The sequence below is a fragment of the Brucella sp. MAB-22 genome, assembly GCF_025908475.1.
GTDB lineage: Bacteria > Pseudomonadota > Alphaproteobacteria > Rhizobiales > Rhizobiaceae > Brucella > Brucella anthropi.
This window is the reverse complement of sequence record NZ_CP109782.1, coordinates 2373956-2387476: the sequence shown is the minus strand read 5'-3', so window position 1 is coordinate 2387476 and position 13521 is coordinate 2373956. Positions and strand designations below refer to the sequence as shown.

The window sequence follows — 13521 nt, the reverse complement described above, 5'->3', positions numbered from 1 at the left end:
CATGCTGGATCTGAACAGCCCGTTAGGACTGGATAAGAAACCGCAAAAGCGCGGGGGCTCACGCTCCCGCGCTTTTCGTTCGTTCGTGACAGGCCTTGTCATTTTAGGCGGGCTTTGCCTTGCCGGGGGCGCGGTGTTCGCCATCTGGCAGAGCAATCAGGCAGCTTTTCGCAAAACCGAAACTGCCGCCGTGGACACGACGCAAGTCGAAGTGCCAGTCGCCAACAAGACTGAAGCCAAGCCCGTAACCGGCAATACACCGCCGCCCGGCAGTGCGCTGCGCGGGGCAAGTGGTCAGCCGGGGCCTGCCATCATCAAGGTCACACCGGACATGCCGCCCGGTATGCCAGGTGCCGCCACCGGTATGGCGGAGGGTAATGTGGTCGTGGTGCAGAACACGCATCAATCCGGACAGGATAAGCGTGTCGCCCATCTGCCGGAACAGGCGTTGGTCGAGCAAAGCCCCACCGGCCCGCTGCCGGTACGTGGGGCGGATGGTCTGCGCCCCATGGATGCCTATGCAGCCGGATGGTCCGGCGCGCGGGGCGCGCGGATTGCCATCGTCATCGGCGGTCTTGGGCTGTCGCAGACCGGCAGCATGGAGGCGGTCGACAAGCTTCCGCCGGAAGTCACGCTCGGATTTGCGCCGCAGGGCAACAGTTTGCAGCGCTGGATGCAGGCAGCCCGGCAAAACGGTCATGAACTTGTGCTGCAATTGCCGATGGAGCCTTTCGACTATCCGCGCATTAATCCCGGTCGCAATACGCTGACGGTGGATGATGGTGCCAGCAAGAACCAGGCTTTCTTGCTGTGGGCGCTGTCGCGGATGACCAATTATGCCGGTGTGATGAATTATATGGGCGCGCGTTTTACATCCGAGACCGAAGCCTTTTCGCCGGTGCTGGGCGAGATTGGAAAGCGCGGCCTGTATTATCTCGATGACGGCACCTCGGCGCGCAGTCAGGCTGACCGGATTGCAGGAAGCGATGCGGTGCCTTTCGCGGCGGCGGATATTCTGATCGATGCGGCGCAGGAGCGCGGCGCGATCCTTGATCGTCTCGATGAACTGGAGCGGACTGCGCGTGCCAATGGCAGCGCCATCGGCACCGGCTCGGCCTTTGCGGTGACCGTCGATGCAGTTGCCGAATGGGCCAATGAGGTCAAGAAGCGCGGCATTGAAATCGTGCCGGTCTCGGCGCTGGTCCGCGACCCCGAACGGCAGTAGAGTATTTCCGGTTTGAACTGAATCGTTGGAAATACTCTATCTCTTTGTTTTTACGCATTATCCTGCACAAAACCGCTTCGCACTTTTGCTGGAAATGCTATAAGTTTGCATATCATGGAGAATGTCATGTCGAAGCACAAAGGTCCCGTCGATCCCGAAAGCTTGCCTTACCGTCCCTGTGTCGGGCTCATGGTGCTGAACAAGGCCGGTCTGGTCTGGGCTGGCCGTCGTATCGTCATTCCGGGCGATGAGATGGATGGCGCGACCCAGCTCTGGCAGATGCCGCAGGGCGGGATCGACAAGGGCGAGGAGCCGCTCGAGGCAGCTATCCGCGAACTTTACGAGGAAACCGGCATGAAGTCGGTATCGCTGCTCGAAGAAGCGTCGGACTGGATCAATTACGATCTGCCGCCGCATCTGGTCGGCCAGGCGCTCAAGGGCAAGTATCGCGGCCAGACGCAGAAGTGGTTTGCCTATCGTTTTGAAGGCGACGAGAGTGAAATCGCCATCAACCCGCCGCCCGGCGGACACACTGCCGAGTTCGACCGCTGGGAATGGAAGCCGATGGTCAAGCTGCCGGAACTGATCGTTCCCTTCAAGCGCAAGGTTTACGAGGAAGTCGTCGCGGCTTTCAGGCATCTGGTAGCCTGATTTAACAGGGGGAGGAGCTTCCGCCCCCTTGTGCCGCCGCCCAACATATAGTCAACTCGCTTCAGGCGCACCGAACGGTTGCGTTTTGAGAGGGAGAAAAACGCATGGATGTTGGAAGTCTTCTCGTATTTCTTTTCGTAGGTCTGATCGCCGGCTGGCTGGCTGGCAAGGTCGTGCAGGGTGGTGGTTTCGGCCTGATCGGCAATATCATCGTCGGCGTGATCGGCGCATTCTTTGCAGGCTGGTTGCTGCCGCGTCTCGGATTTTCCGTTGGCGGAGGGATTGTCGCCTCAATCATCAACGCCTTTATCGGCGCGGCTATCCTCCTGATTATCCTGCGCATCGTCAAACGCGCCTGACTTGTAAATATTCTTCTGAACAGGCCCGGCTTCCCGCAAGCCGGGTTTCTTCATTCCGAAGTTCAATCCCATGACACCGAATTCCAAACTTTCGCTCGGTCTGGTTCTGACTGCATCGGCTGGTTTCGTCGATGCGATTGCTTTCCTGCAACTGGGCGGCTTCTTCGCATCCTTCATGAGCGGCAACACCACGCAGCTTGGCGTCGCACTCGCGGGACAGCCCGGCGTGCAGGGCACTGTGCTGGTCTGGTTTCCCGCGATCCTGATCGTGCTGTTCTTTTCCGGCGCCTTCTTCGGCACGCTTGCGGTGCGCGCTTACGGGCGATGGGGCAGTCTTTATGTGATGGCCAGCGTGGTGGCGATCCTGCTGCTGGTCGGCGTGCTGCGGCGCGAGGGTGCATTGCTGGTCCAGCCGGTGCTGCTGCTTGCCGCAGCCATGGGTGCGCAGAATGCAGCGGTGCAGCCTATCGGGGCTGCGCGTCTTGGCGTGACCTATGTGACCGGTACGCTTTTCAACGCTGCCGCCGATCTTGCCTGTTCGCTACGCGGTGAAACGCCGAAATGGCGCTGGCTGCAGCATGTGGCGGTCTGGCTGTCCCTGATGCTGGGCGCTGTCGGCGGCGGTCTTGGCCACTATTTCATCGGCCTCGACGCTTTGTTCGTTCCGGCTGCGATGATTGTCGGCGTCATGGTCGCCTATATGCGGCTCAATTGAAGAGCGATTTTTCGCTTTCCACGAGTTCCGAAATCAATGCGGAAACCGCCGTCACCCTTCGCAGGGTACGTGCTGATTCATGATAAGCGAGCCAGTAGGCGCGCCGGATCACCCGATCCGGCAGAATGGGCACGAGATCGGGATCGGCGCGGGCGATGAAGGCGTGCAATATGCCGATGCCTGCACCGGCGCGCACGGCCTCAACCTGTCCAAGCGCGCTCGACACTTCGAAGGCCGGTTTCCAGTCACGGCTGATTTCCGGCGCATAGGCCAGCGACGGGTTGATGACGAGATCCTCCACATAGCCGATGAGCCGGTGCCGGGCGAGATCGTCGGTGTTTTCCGGCGTGCCGTTCGCCTCCAGATAGCTGCGATGCGCATAGAGACCGAGCGTATAATCGACGAGCCTGCGCGCGATCAGCCTGCCTTGTTCCGGACGTTCGACGGTAATGGCGATATCGGCTTCACGGCGCGACAGTGAGAACGAGCGCGGCACCGGCACCAACTGGATGGTCAGGTCCGGATATTTCTGTGTCAGCCGCGCCAACCGGGGCGCCAGAAAGTTGACCCCGAACCCGTCCGGCGCGCCGATGCGCACCGTGCCCGACACGGCAATATCCGCATTGCCGACATGCGAGCGGGCGGAAAGCATTTCGGCTTCCATGCGTTCGGCGGCGAGCAGAAACTCCTCGCCCGCCTGTGTCAGCGTCGAACCGTTGGTGCGGCGGGTCAGGAGCGTGGTGGACAGCGCCGTTTCAAGCGCAGTGAGCCGTCGGGCAACCGTGGTGTGGTTGAGGCCGAGCCTTTTGGCCGCACCCAGAATCTGGCCAGAGCGCGCAACAGCGAGGAATATGCGAATATCGTCCCAGTTCATGATGCTCTCTGCATAAGGATGTATTCTGATTACTATAAAATTTGCACAACGGATACGCTTTTCATCGCCTTGCAATCATGAATTTGCAGAGTCAAGATGATGTCAACGATGGGAGCTTTGCAGGCTCCTCAAAGCGATCATCAGGGAGGTTCTTCGATGCGCAATATCGGACATTTCATCGGCGGCAAGCATGTGGCAGGCAAGAGCGGTCGCACGGCAGACGTCTTCCAGCCGCTCGACGGCTCGGTGCAGGGCAAGGTAGCACTCGCCACCAAGGAAGAAGTGCGCGCGGCTGTCGAAAACGCCAAGGCCGCGCAGCCAGCCTGGGCTGCGACCAACCCGCAGCGTCGCGTTCGCATCCTGCGCAAGTTCGTCGAACTGGTCGAAGCCGAATATGACAGCCTGGCCGAATTGCTGGCCCGCGAACATGGCAAGACCATTGCCGACGCCAAGGGCGACATCCAGCGCGGCCTCGAAGTGGTGGAAGTCTGCCTCGGTGCGGCGCACATGCTCAAGGGCGAGTTCACCGACAATGCCGGTACGGGCATCGACACTTACTCCATGCGCCAGCCGCTCGGCGTTGTTGCTGGCATCACGCCATTCAACTTTCCGGCCATGATCCCGCTCTGGAAGGCCGGTCCGGCGATTGCTTGCGGAAATGCCTTCATCCTGAAACCATCCGAACGTGATCCGGGCGTACCGATGCGCCTTGCCGAACTGTTCATGGAAGCCGGTCTTCCGGCAGGCATTTTCAACGTCGTCAACGGCGACAAGGAATCGGTCGATGCGCTGCTCGACGATCCGGACGTCCAGGCCATCGGCTTTGTCGGCTCCACGCCGATTGCCCAGTACATCTATGGCCGCGGCTGCTCGAACGGCAAGCGCGTGCAGTGCTTCGGCGGTGCGAAGAACCATCTCCTCATCATGCCGGATGCCGACATGGACCAGACCGTCGATGCGCTGATCGGCGCTGGCTACGGTTCGGCTGGCGAACGCTGCATGGCGATCTCGGTTGCCGTTCCGGTCGGTGAAGACACCGCCAACCGTCTGATGGAAAAGCTCATTCCCCGTGTTGAATCGCTGAAGATCGGCACCTCCACCGACAATTCCGCCGATTACGGCCCGCTGGTCACCAAGGCTGCGCTCGACCGCGTGCGCGGTTATGTGGACCTTGGTGTTGAAGAAGGCGCGAAGCTGGTCGTCGATGGCCGTAACTTCAAGATGCAGGGCTATGAAGATGGCTTCTACATGGGTGGTTGCCTGTTCGACAACGTGACCAAGGACATGCGTATCTACAAAGAAGAAATCTTCGGTCCGGTTCTCTCGGTCGTGCGCGCCAAGAACTACGAGGAAGCGCTGGCTCTGCCGAACGATCATGAATATGGCAACGGCGTTGCGATCTTCACCCGTGATGGTGATGCTGCCCGCGATTTCGCCAGCCGCGTGCAGGTCGGCATGGTCGGTATCAATGTGCCGATCCCGGTTCCGATCGCCTATTACACCTTCGGCGGCTGGAAGGCTTCCGGCTTCGGCGATCTCAACCAGCATGGCCCGGATGCATTTCGCTTCTACACCAAGACCAAGACCGTCACCTCGCGTTGGCCGTCTGGTGTGAAAGACGGTGCGGAATTCGTCATCCCGACGATGAAGTAAGCATTGCGCTTGTCATCTCGTCCTTCGATCCTTCGATGAACTCAGGATGAGGCTGCGCTTCGCGCCTCCTCAGGATGAGGTGACAGGCAACCTTACTGTCCCCCAAGCGAAACCCCGCCCTTGTGGCGGGGTTTTTGTTTGCGTTTTGAGCGGAGGGAGGCTCTGTACCATCGGTCGTTTGGCGCGAAAGATGGTGCAAATATCCGTCAATCTGACGATGAGCAGGCGCGACGTCTGGCACCTCATCCTGAGGAGGCGCGAAGCGCCGTCTCGAAGGACGAGGTGATGGCAATTCGCTATTGCCCAACCTTATCCTGAGCTTGTCGAAGGGGCAGGTTTTCAGGGATGCGGCAGCGGAAAGCCGTGCCGCTCTGCAAGGACGGCCAGTATCTTGTGCGGGTCGCCGATCAGCGAACGCCCTTCGTGCCTCCCGGTCTCGAACGGGGACCGGTCGCCATCCTTCAGTATGAGCAAGGGCAGGTTTTGGTTGTCTTCGCCTGCCAGCTCTATGACGGCCTTGCGCGGGCGCTGCCAGTCGACGCGCTCTATATCCAGCCTGTCTCCCAGTGCCGGAAAAGAAGCCAGAACACCCTCAATGAGGGCGCAATGCCAGCAATAGAAAAGCTGGCCGGGATAAGCCGGATCTTCAAACCCCGGTTTCAAGAGAAAAAGCTTGTCCTCATTCATGTCGTTTGTCCTAAGAGCCTGAACCAAAAATCGCCATGCCGGTCTGCAAATGGCAATTTCCTGCGTTCCGGTGCTCATGTAGCTTTCTCTGGTGCATAGTCTTATCCGAAAAGTCTGCAACTTTTCAGGACCATGCTCAAAAGTACATTGCGCTCCGGTACTCGAAAATCACCATTTTCGCCACGGCCTGCCGACTTTTGGTTCAGGCTCTAAGGCGCAAGGCCGCTGCAAAGAGGGTGATGCACAGCGCAAATTCGCTAGCTTTGGAACAGCTTTCCAAGCCAAGCGTTCACAACGGATGTATAGCTTGATTTTGATTGCAAAAGCTCAACTTTTCCGATCATCGCCCTAAACTAATAATATGTAGCTCGAAGCCCGATCATTACTGTCAGGAGTTCCGTTCATGAGCGAAAAGATCAATCGCCGTATCGTGCTGGCATCGCGCCCGGAAGGTCGGCCAACCGCAGAAAACTTCCGGCTGGAGGAAGCGGCGATCCCGAGCCCCGGTGACGGTGAGGTTCTCCTGAGACTGCATTATCTGTCGCTCGATCCTTATATGCGTGGGCGTATGAGCGCGGCCAAATCCTATGCCGCGCCGGTGGCAATTGGCGATGTGATGGAGGGTGGCACGGTAGGCGAAGTCGTTGAAAGCAAGAGCGCAGGCTTTGCTCCGGGTGATTTCGTGCTTTCCCATTCCGGCTGGCAGGATTATGCGGTTGCCGATGCCTCGACCTTGCGCAAGCTCCACCCGAAGGAAGCGCCTGTGACGGCTGCGCTTGGCGTTCTTGGCATGCCGGGCTTTACCGCCTATTCTGGCCTGCTTACCATCGGCCAGCCGAAACCGGGCGAGACCGTCGCGGTTGCGGCCGCAACCGGTCCGGTCGGTTCTGCCGTCGGGCAGATTGCCCGGATGAAGGGCGCACGCGCTGTCGGCATTGCGGGCGGAGCGGATAAATGCAAGGCGTTGATCGATGAATTCGGTTTCGATGTGGCTATCGATCACCACAGCAAGAATTTCGCACAGGAGCTGGCTGAGGCCTGCCCGAAGGGCATCGACGTTTATTTCGAAAATGTCGGCGGCAAGGTCTTCGAGGCGGTGTTTCCGCTGCTGAACCAGTTTGCGCGGGTTCCGGTCTGTGGTCTGATTGCGCAGTACAATCAGAGCGGCCCGTTCGATGGACCTGACCGGCTGCCGCTGGTGATGCGGGATATTCTGTCGAAAAGCCTGACCATTCGCGGTTTTATCCAGCGTGATTTTGCCGATCAGAGGCCAGCCTTTTACCATGACATGGTGAAGTGGATTGCCGACGGTCAGGTGCGTTATCGCGAAGACATTGTCGATGGGCTGGAGAATGCGCCGAAAGCTTTCATTTCCCTGCTGGAAGGAGGTAATTTCGGAAAGCTCATCGTGAAGCTCGCATGAGACTGCAATATTCTGCTTGCAGAACTGCGACTTGAGCGTGATGCTGTGCCTGTTTCTTCTGTTGGAAACTAGTGTGGTTTACGGATTTGAAGTTCCTGGACGATGATGCCATGCAAATGACAGGAACTTCAAATCCACCGCACTAGGTCATTACAAGGGGCAGGCAGAGCATGGGCGAGCGCCAGCAGGCGGGCATAGGGGAAGGCGGCGGGCCAGGACGCGAGCGTCAGGAAGAGGCCCGGCGTATTCTCGACAGACTCGAACGCGAGCAGACCGGTGCCGAAGGCATCGTGCGGCGCGGATTTTCCCGCACTGCGCATCATCTGGCTGCCACTGACGCCCCCGAAAATGATCCTATCGAGCTTTGGGCCACGCGGATCGGGCGCGGGCTCGGCTTCCTCATCACGCTGGCGATTATCGTCTGGCTCATTCTCTATCTCATGCAAAGCTAGGTACTCAATGACGCTTTCTGCGCCTTCGGATGCGACAACCGTTATTGTCATCTCAAGCCATGTCGTGCGCGGTTCAGTTGGCAATAGAGCCGCCGTTTTCGCGTTGGAAACGCTGGGTTTTCCCGTATGGGCCGTGCCGACGGTGGTGCTGCCCTGGCATCCGGGTCATGGGGTTCCAGGCGCTCCGGCTGGACGCATCGTGCCACCGGCGGAAGAGTTTTCGCGCCTGATGCAGGATCTTCAGCGTGCACCGTGGCTTGGCGAGGTGGGCGCTGTTCTGACCGGCTATCTCGGTCATCCCGAGCAGGCGGCAGCCGTTGCCGAACTGGTCAAAGCCGTGAAGGTGAAAAATCCGGGGGCGGTCTATCTGTGCGATCCGGTCATCGGCGATGAAAAGGGGCTTTATGTGCCCGAAGCAACCGCCATGGGCATTCGCGACAAGCTTCTGCCGCTTGCCGATATCGCAACACCCAATCGTTTCGAGCTTTCATGGCTGACCGGCGTTCCGCTGGAAGATAATACTGCCTTGATGGAGGCCGCTTTGGAAGCCGGTCCGGCAACCATGCTGGTCACCTCGGCCTTTCCGTTGATGACGGGCAGCATCGGCAATATTCTGCTCACGCCAACCATGGCGCTGATGGCCGAACATCGCCGTGTCGATGGGCCGACCAACGGTCTCGGCGATCTGACCTCTGCCGTGTTTCTGGCGCGTCGCCTGTCTGGCATGGCGGAGGAAAAGATGTTGCAGAGCACTACTGCGGCAGTGTTCGAAATCATGGCGCGTTCGGCAAAGCGCGGGGCGGACGAGCTGATGCTGGAAGCCGATGCGTCGAGCCTCGCCACGCCGATGGCCATGGTGCAGACGCGGCGGCTGATGCATCCGACCAAGGGGTTCCGCGCTTGACACATGTGGCTCCAGTGCTTGCTGGTGTTGACGGCTGCCCGCGCGGCTGGATCGCCGTGATCGGGGATGGCGGCGGTTTGCGAGCGGAAGTGTTCGGCAGTTTCTCCGCCCTGGTGGCGTCGCTTCCGGACAAAGCGATCATTGCGGTCGATATGCCGATCGGCCTGCCGGAAAAGGGCGGGCGTTCGGCGGAGCGGGCCGCACGAGCACATCTTGCCGGAAGGCAATCGAGTGTTTTTTCCATTCCGCCGCGTGCTGCTGTCTATGCCGAAGATTATCGCGAGAGCTGTTCTTTGTCGCTGGAACGCACCGACCCGCCACGCAAGGTTTCCCGGCAGGCTTTCGGGCTTTTCCCGAAGATCTGCGAGATCGATGAATTGTTGCGCTGCGATCTACGGCTTGCCGAGCGTATCATCGAATCGCATCCCGAACTGGCTTTTGCGGTTTTGAATGGCATGAAGGCCATGTCCCTGCCGAAGAAGATCAAAAGCCGGGTAAATCCTGAAGGAATGGCCGAGCGCCGGGCCTTGTTGCAGCACTGCGGATTGCCGGAGGATTTTTTGAAAGGTCGCGTCCCGCGCGGTGCCAAGGAGGATGACTTTCTTGACGCCTGCGCCATGTATCTCGTGGCTGGTCGTCACGCGCGCGGTCAAGCGCACCCGCATCCCGACCATGAAGAACGCGACGCTTTCGGTCTTCGTATGGCGATATGGGCTTGAGAAGCTTGCATGAAAGCGAAAGGGATCATGCGTCCAATTGGACGCAGTCCGTTCAGTGCATTTCGATTGATCTCGGTTTTCGATAGGGATATTGGAAAAATATGGTTGATCTTCCAGACTCACTTCTCGCCGGTTATCGAACCTTCATGCGCGAGCATTTTGCCCACGAAACTTCGCGATATCGCCATTTGGCCGACAAGGGACAATCACCGGAAACGCTGGTTATCGCTTGCTGTGACTCCCGTGCGGCTCCCGAAACCATCTTCAACACGGCGCCCGGCGAAATCTTCGTCCTGCGCAATGTTGCCAATCTCATTCCGCCTTACGAGCCCGATGGCGAATACCATGCTGCTTCGGCAGCGCTGGAATTTGCGGTTCAGAGCCTAAAGGTGAAGAATATCGTCGTCATGGGCCATGGCCGTTGCGGCGGCATCAAGGCTGCGCTCGACACCGAAAGCGCACCGCTTTCGCCGGGTGACTTCATCGGCAAATGGATGAGCCTGATCGCGCCTGCAGCTGAAGCCATCAGTGGCAATCAGCTCATGACGCAGAGCGAGCGCCAGACCGCGCTGGAACGCATCTCGATCCGCTACTCCATCAACAATCTGCGCACATTCCCTTGCGTCGATATTCTGGAGAAGAAGGGCAAGCTCACTCTGCACGGCGCATGGTTCGATATTTCGACTGGCGAGCTGTGGGTGATGGATCACCAGACGGGTGATTTCAAACGGCCAGACCCGGCCTGATCCAGATTTAAAAAATGCTTCCTGAAACGGCTTCTCTCAGATCGAGAGGGGCCGTTTTGCCATATTTTGGCCAGCCAAAATTGACGTTTTTGTCTTCCAAACGCGAAAATTCGCAACAAAACATACAAAAATAGCCCCAAACTTTGGGGCTATTCTGTGAAACGTGAGGCTTTTCCTCGGCAATTTCAGAGCGAAATTGCGATTTCAGCCTTCAGTTCTTACTTGCCATCGATGGCCTTGCCCATGACGGCGATGGCGCGCTGGTAAACCTGTGCAGCATTCCAGCCCTGGATCGCACCGTAGTTCGGTTCGCCCGGCTGATAGCCTGCACCGCGCTGCCAGCCATGGCCGACAAGGAAGTTCGCGGTCGAATAGAGAGCATCCGCCTTGGAGCGGGCCATGTCGATATGGCCGCTGCCGTCGCCGTCGACGCCGTATTTCAGGACGTTGACCGGCAGGAACTGCGTCTGGCCGATTTCACCATGCATGGCGCCAACCGCATTTGGATTGAGGTCCTGACGGTCGATCAGCTTGAGCGCTGCATAGAGCTGGTCGGTGAAATAATCGCTGCGGCGGCAGTCATAGGCGAGCGTCGCGACGGCCGACAGCGTGTGCTGCTTGCCGAGATAGGCGCCGAAGCCTGTTTCCATGCCCCAGATCGCGAGCAGCGGACCGGCTGGAACGCCATAACGCTTTTCGATCGCAGCGAAGAGAGCAGCGTTCTGCTGCTTCTGCGCGCGACCGCGCTTGATGATGGTATCAGCGCCGCGCTTCTGCATGAACTGTTCGAAGGAGAGCTTGAAGCTCTTCTGGTTGCGGTCGGCATTGATAGTGGCCTGTGCGTATTTGGTATTGCCAAGCGCACCGATCGCGGCCTTGCCAATGCCACGCGAAGCGGCTTCCTTCATCGTCTGCTGGAGCCAGGCATTATAACCGGCGGCATTATTGCCGCACTGGGCTGCCTCGGCAATGCCTGTTCCCGTCATCATGCCCACTGCAAGAACTGCTGCTGCCGTCCAAGACCGGCCCTTGGCAACCAATGCCATTCGTTTCTCCTTTGGAGTTGATTCGACCTCAACGCGAATTTGCCATTCCTTACACCAAATGTCATGCGGCAACGGCAAAGCGGGACGAGGCAGGTGCGAAATGCCGCGTCTCAAGCATTTTTGCACAAAAACAGCAAGCTTTTGTTGGTCCCAAAACCTTGATCGGAATTTTTCGCTTGGAAGCTGTGGCTTTCATACCTATTGCTTATGGTCTTACTGGTAAAACTTCTTTACCAGCGTTTCATAGTTGACTTTCAAAGTTCGTGACATTGACGGGGAGGACGCCACATGTCGAACGGATTTCTTGCATTATTTGCATTTCTGCCAATTCTCGTAGCCGGCGTGATGCTGGTCGGATTTCGTATTCAGGCCCGCATTGCGATGCCGGTGACCTATGTGCTGACTGTCGTGATCGCAATGGCGGTCTGGGGCATGAGCGGCAACCGGGTCATTGCCTCGACCATTCAGGGCCTGATCCAGACTGCAGGTCTGCTCTGGATTATTTTCGGTGCGATTCTGCTTCTCAATACGCTGAAATATTCTGGCGGCATTTCTGCGATCCGCTCCGGCTTTGCCCAGATCAGCCCTGACCGCCGCATTCAGGTGTTCCTGATTGCCTGGCTGTTCGGCTCGTTCATTGAGGGTGCATCCGGTTTCGGCACGCCTGCTGCTGTCGTGGCGCCGCTGATGGTGGCCGTCGGTTTTCCGGCACTTGCCGCCGTTACTTTCGGATTGATCATCCAGTCGACGCCCGTGTCGTTCGGTGCTGTCGGCACGCCGCTTATCGTCGGTGTCCAGTCAGGCCTCAATCGTGAGGCGCTGACGGCGCAATTGCAGGGCGCCGGATCGAGCTGGGAACAGTTCTTCCATATCATCACATCGGAAGTGGCTATACTGCACGCCATCTGCGGCACGTTCATGCCGCTGTTCCTCGTGGTCATCATGACCCGCTTCTTTGGGCGCAACCGCTCCTGGACCGAAGGTCTTGCCATTCTGCCCTTCGCGCTGTTTGCGGCCTTCTCGTTCACCATTCCTTATGTGCTGAGCGCGGTTTTCCTTGGTGCTGAATTCCCGTCCATGATCGGCGGTCTCGTCGGGCTTGCGCTGGCGACGTTTGCCGCACGAGCCGGTTTCCTGATGCCGAAGCAGAGCTGGGATTTCCCCCCCGCTTCGGAATGGCCTGCAGGCTGGGTCGGCACCGTCCAGATCAAGCTCGATGAACTGACCTCGAAGAAAATCCCGCTTGTTCTGGCATGGACCCCTTACATTCTGCTGGCGATCTTTCTGGTGGTCAGCCGTACGTTCCCGTCGGTTGGCAATGCGCTGAAGTCGATCACGTTCGTTGCCAAGGACATCATGGGCGAAACCGGTATAGGTGGTGATTTCACGCCGCTCTTCCTGCCGGGCGGTCTTCTGGTCATCGTCTGTGTGATCACCTTCTTCCTGCATCGGATGAACGGCGGACAGTTCGCCAAGGCTTTCGGTGAAAGCACAAAGACGCTGGTGGGCGCAGGCTTCGTCCTTCTGTTCACCGTGCCGATGGTGCGCGTCATGATCAATTCCGGCGTCAATGGCAAGGAACTCATCAGCATGCCGCTGATGGTTGCCGACTGGGTGGCGGTGGAAGTCGGAAATGTCTATCCGTTCTTCGCGCCGTCCGTGGGTGCGCTGGGTGCGTTCCTCGCCGGGTCCAACACGGTGTCGAACCTCATGCTCAGCCAGTTCCAGTATGGCGTGGCGGAAGGGCTTGGCATTTCCGGTGCGCTGATGGTCGCCGGTCAGTCGGTGGGCGCTGCCGCTGGCAACATGATCGCGATCCATAACGTGGTTGCAGCTTCCGCGACGGTCGGCTTGCTGGGACGTGAAGGCACGACCTTGCGCATGACCATTATTCCCACAATCTATTATGTGGTTCTGGCGGGAACGCTGCTGATGATCGGCCTTTATGTGCTGGGCATCGGCGATCCGCTTGCCGGTGTGGCCGCACAGTAAAACAAAATCGAAACCGGCCCTGTATTGGAGCGCATCCCGAAAAGTGTGAAACGGTTTTCGGAACAAGAAGCGCCC

At 58.5% G+C, this 13521-nt stretch carries 15 protein-coding genes; 12 read left to right on the top strand and 3 right to left on the bottom strand.

The features are described 5' to 3' along the window. Window position 1: 1 nt before the first annotated feature. The 4 genes from OHI65_RS21035 (at window position 2) to OHI65_RS21020 (ending at window position 2950) form a co-directional block, all read left to right on the top strand. Entirely contained in the window at window positions 2-1225 is a 1224-nt protein-coding gene (locus OHI65_RS21035) for a divergent polysaccharide deacetylase family protein (RefSeq protein WP_125300867.1), read from the top strand. Between the two features lie 126 nt (window positions 1226-1351). Further along, window positions 1352-1876 carry an RNA pyrophosphohydrolase gene (locus tag OHI65_RS21030; protein ID WP_012091231.1) on the top strand — a complete coding sequence of 175 codons (525 nt, stop codon included), beginning with the start codon at window positions 1352-1354 and terminating at the stop codon, window positions 1874-1876. A 104-nt stretch (window positions 1877-1980) separates the two neighbouring features. Further along, the gene (locus OHI65_RS21025) at window positions 1981-2235 is read left to right on the top strand and encodes a GlsB/YeaQ/YmgE family stress response membrane protein (RefSeq protein WP_010661506.1); all 255 of its coding nucleotides are present in this window, start codon (window positions 1981-1983) and stop codon (window positions 2233-2235) included. 70 nt (window positions 2236-2305) lie between these two features. Beyond that, on the top strand, window positions 2306-2950 hold the full coding sequence (locus tag OHI65_RS21020; RefSeq protein ID WP_061347939.1) for a YoaK family protein: 645 nt from the start codon (window positions 2306-2308) through the stop codon (window positions 2948-2950). Here the strand turns inward: OHI65_RS21020 and OHI65_RS21015 are convergent. Next, complete coding sequence (locus tag OHI65_RS21015; protein WP_125300868.1) at window positions 2943-3824, bottom strand: LysR family transcriptional regulator; 882 nt, start codon at window positions 3822-3824, stop codon at window positions 2943-2945. The two genes, OHI65_RS21020 and OHI65_RS21015, sit on opposite strands and share 8 nt — an antisense overlap. Before the next feature lie 156 nt (window positions 3825-3980). Between OHI65_RS21015 and OHI65_RS21010 the strand changes: the two genes are divergently transcribed. Next, complete coding sequence (locus OHI65_RS21010) at window positions 3981-5477, top strand: CoA-acylating methylmalonate-semialdehyde dehydrogenase (protein ID WP_010661503.1); 1497 nt, start codon at window positions 3981-3983, stop codon at window positions 5475-5477. 339 nt (window positions 5478-5816) lie between these two features. Here OHI65_RS21010 and OHI65_RS21005 read toward each other — a convergent pair whose 3' ends face one another. After that, window positions 5817-6164 carry a DUF3088 domain-containing protein gene (locus OHI65_RS21005; protein WP_125300869.1) on the bottom strand — a complete coding sequence of 116 codons (348 nt, stop codon included), beginning with the start codon at window positions 6162-6164 and terminating at the stop codon, window positions 5817-5819. 403 nt (window positions 6165-6567) lie between these two features. Here OHI65_RS21005 and OHI65_RS21000 point away from each other — a divergent pair, with 403 nt between their 5' ends. The 5 genes from OHI65_RS21000 to OHI65_RS20980 all read left to right on the top strand — a co-directional run bounded on the left by OHI65_RS21000 (window position 6568) and on the right by OHI65_RS20980 (window position 10408). Beyond that, window positions 6568-7587: an NADP-dependent oxidoreductase gene (locus OHI65_RS21000; protein ID WP_264358784.1), complete on the top strand. Its 1020-nt coding sequence runs from the start codon at window positions 6568-6570 to the stop codon at window positions 7585-7587. 170 nt (window positions 7588-7757) lie between these two features. Next, the gene (locus OHI65_RS20995) at window positions 7758-8039 is read left to right on the top strand and encodes a hypothetical protein (protein ID WP_010661500.1); all 282 of its coding nucleotides are present in this window, start codon (window positions 7758-7760) and stop codon (window positions 8037-8039) included. 7 nt (window positions 8040-8046) lie between these two features. Continuing rightward, window positions 8047-8943: a pyridoxal kinase PdxY gene (gene pdxY / locus OHI65_RS20990; protein WP_125300871.1), complete on the top strand. Its 897-nt coding sequence runs from the start codon at window positions 8047-8049 to the stop codon at window positions 8941-8943. Next, the gene (locus tag OHI65_RS20985; RefSeq protein WP_235784256.1) at window positions 8940-9662 is read left to right on the top strand and encodes a DUF429 domain-containing protein; all 723 of its coding nucleotides are present in this window, start codon (window positions 8940-8942) and stop codon (window positions 9660-9662) included. The genes pdxY and OHI65_RS20985 overlap by 4 nt, the downstream gene beginning before the upstream one ends. A gap of 101 nt (window positions 9663-9763) precedes the next feature. Further along, window positions 9764-10408, top strand: a complete 645-nt coding sequence (locus tag OHI65_RS20980) for a carbonic anhydrase (RefSeq protein ID WP_012091238.1) — start codon at window positions 9764-9766, stop codon at window positions 10406-10408. Between the two features lie 218 nt (window positions 10409-10626). Here the strand turns inward: OHI65_RS20980 and OHI65_RS20975 are convergent, their stop codons facing one another. Further along, on the bottom strand, window positions 10627-11454 hold the full coding sequence (locus OHI65_RS20975) for a lytic murein transglycosylase (protein WP_010661496.1): 828 nt from the start codon (window positions 11452-11454) through the stop codon (window positions 10627-10629). Between OHI65_RS20975 and OHI65_RS20970 the strand changes: the two genes are divergently transcribed. Together OHI65_RS20970 and OHI65_RS20965 are read left to right on the top strand one after the other, a co-directional pair. Continuing rightward, on the top strand, window positions 11448-11705 hold the full coding sequence (locus OHI65_RS20970; RefSeq protein WP_155243315.1) for a hypothetical protein: 258 nt from the start codon (window positions 11448-11450) through the stop codon (window positions 11703-11705). The genes OHI65_RS20975 and OHI65_RS20970 overlap by 7 nt on opposite strands. Before the next feature lie 37 nt (window positions 11706-11742). After that, window positions 11743-13446 carry an L-lactate permease gene (locus tag OHI65_RS20965; RefSeq protein WP_010661495.1) on the top strand — a complete coding sequence of 568 codons (1704 nt, stop codon included), beginning with the start codon at window positions 11743-11745 and terminating at the stop codon, window positions 13444-13446. The last annotated feature ends 75 nt before the right edge of the window (window positions 13447-13521 follow it).

Excerpts from the sequence above, each read along its gene's own strand:
- OHI65_RS21020 (WP_061347939.1), top strand. The coding sequence starts at position 2,306 with ATGACACCGAATTCCAAACTTTCGCTCGGTCTGGTTCTGACTGCATCG.
- OHI65_RS20965 (WP_010661495.1), top strand. The coding sequence starts at position 11,743 with ATGTCGAACGGATTTCTTGCATTATTTGCATTTCTGCCAATTCTCGTA.
- OHI65_RS21030 (WP_012091231.1), top strand. The coding sequence starts at position 1,352 with ATGTCGAAGCACAAAGGTCCCGTCGATCCCGAAAGCTTGCCTTACCGT.
- pdxY (WP_125300871.1), top strand. The coding sequence starts at position 8,047 with ATGACGCTTTCTGCGCCTTCGGATGCGACAACCGTTATTGTCATCTCA.
- OHI65_RS21000 (WP_264358784.1), top strand. The coding sequence starts at position 6,568 with ATGAGCGAAAAGATCAATCGCCGTATCGTGCTGGCATCGCGCCCGGAA.
- OHI65_RS21035 (WP_125300867.1), top strand. The coding sequence starts at position 2 with ATGCTGGATCTGAACAGCCCGTTAGGACTGGATAAGAAACCGCAAAAG.
- OHI65_RS21015 (WP_125300868.1), bottom strand. The coding sequence starts at position 3,824 with ATGAACTGGGACGATATTCGCATATTCCTCGCTGTTGCGCGCTCTGGC.
- OHI65_RS21005 (WP_125300869.1), bottom strand. The coding sequence starts at position 6,164 with ATGAATGAGGACAAGCTTTTTCTCTTGAAACCGGGGTTTGAAGATCCG.
- OHI65_RS20980 (WP_012091238.1), top strand. The coding sequence starts at position 9,764 with ATGGTTGATCTTCCAGACTCACTTCTCGCCGGTTATCGAACCTTCATG.
- OHI65_RS20995 (WP_010661500.1), top strand. The coding sequence starts at position 7,758 with ATGGGCGAGCGCCAGCAGGCGGGCATAGGGGAAGGCGGCGGGCCAGGA.
- OHI65_RS20975 (WP_010661496.1), bottom strand. The coding sequence starts at position 11,454 with ATGGCATTGGTTGCCAAGGGCCGGTCTTGGACGGCAGCAGCAGTTCTT.
- OHI65_RS21025 (WP_010661506.1), top strand. The coding sequence starts at position 1,981 with ATGGATGTTGGAAGTCTTCTCGTATTTCTTTTCGTAGGTCTGATCGCC.
- OHI65_RS20970 (WP_155243315.1), top strand. The coding sequence starts at position 11,448 with ATGCCATTCGTTTCTCCTTTGGAGTTGATTCGACCTCAACGCGAATTT.
- OHI65_RS21010 (WP_010661503.1), top strand. The coding sequence starts at position 3,981 with ATGCGCAATATCGGACATTTCATCGGCGGCAAGCATGTGGCAGGCAAG.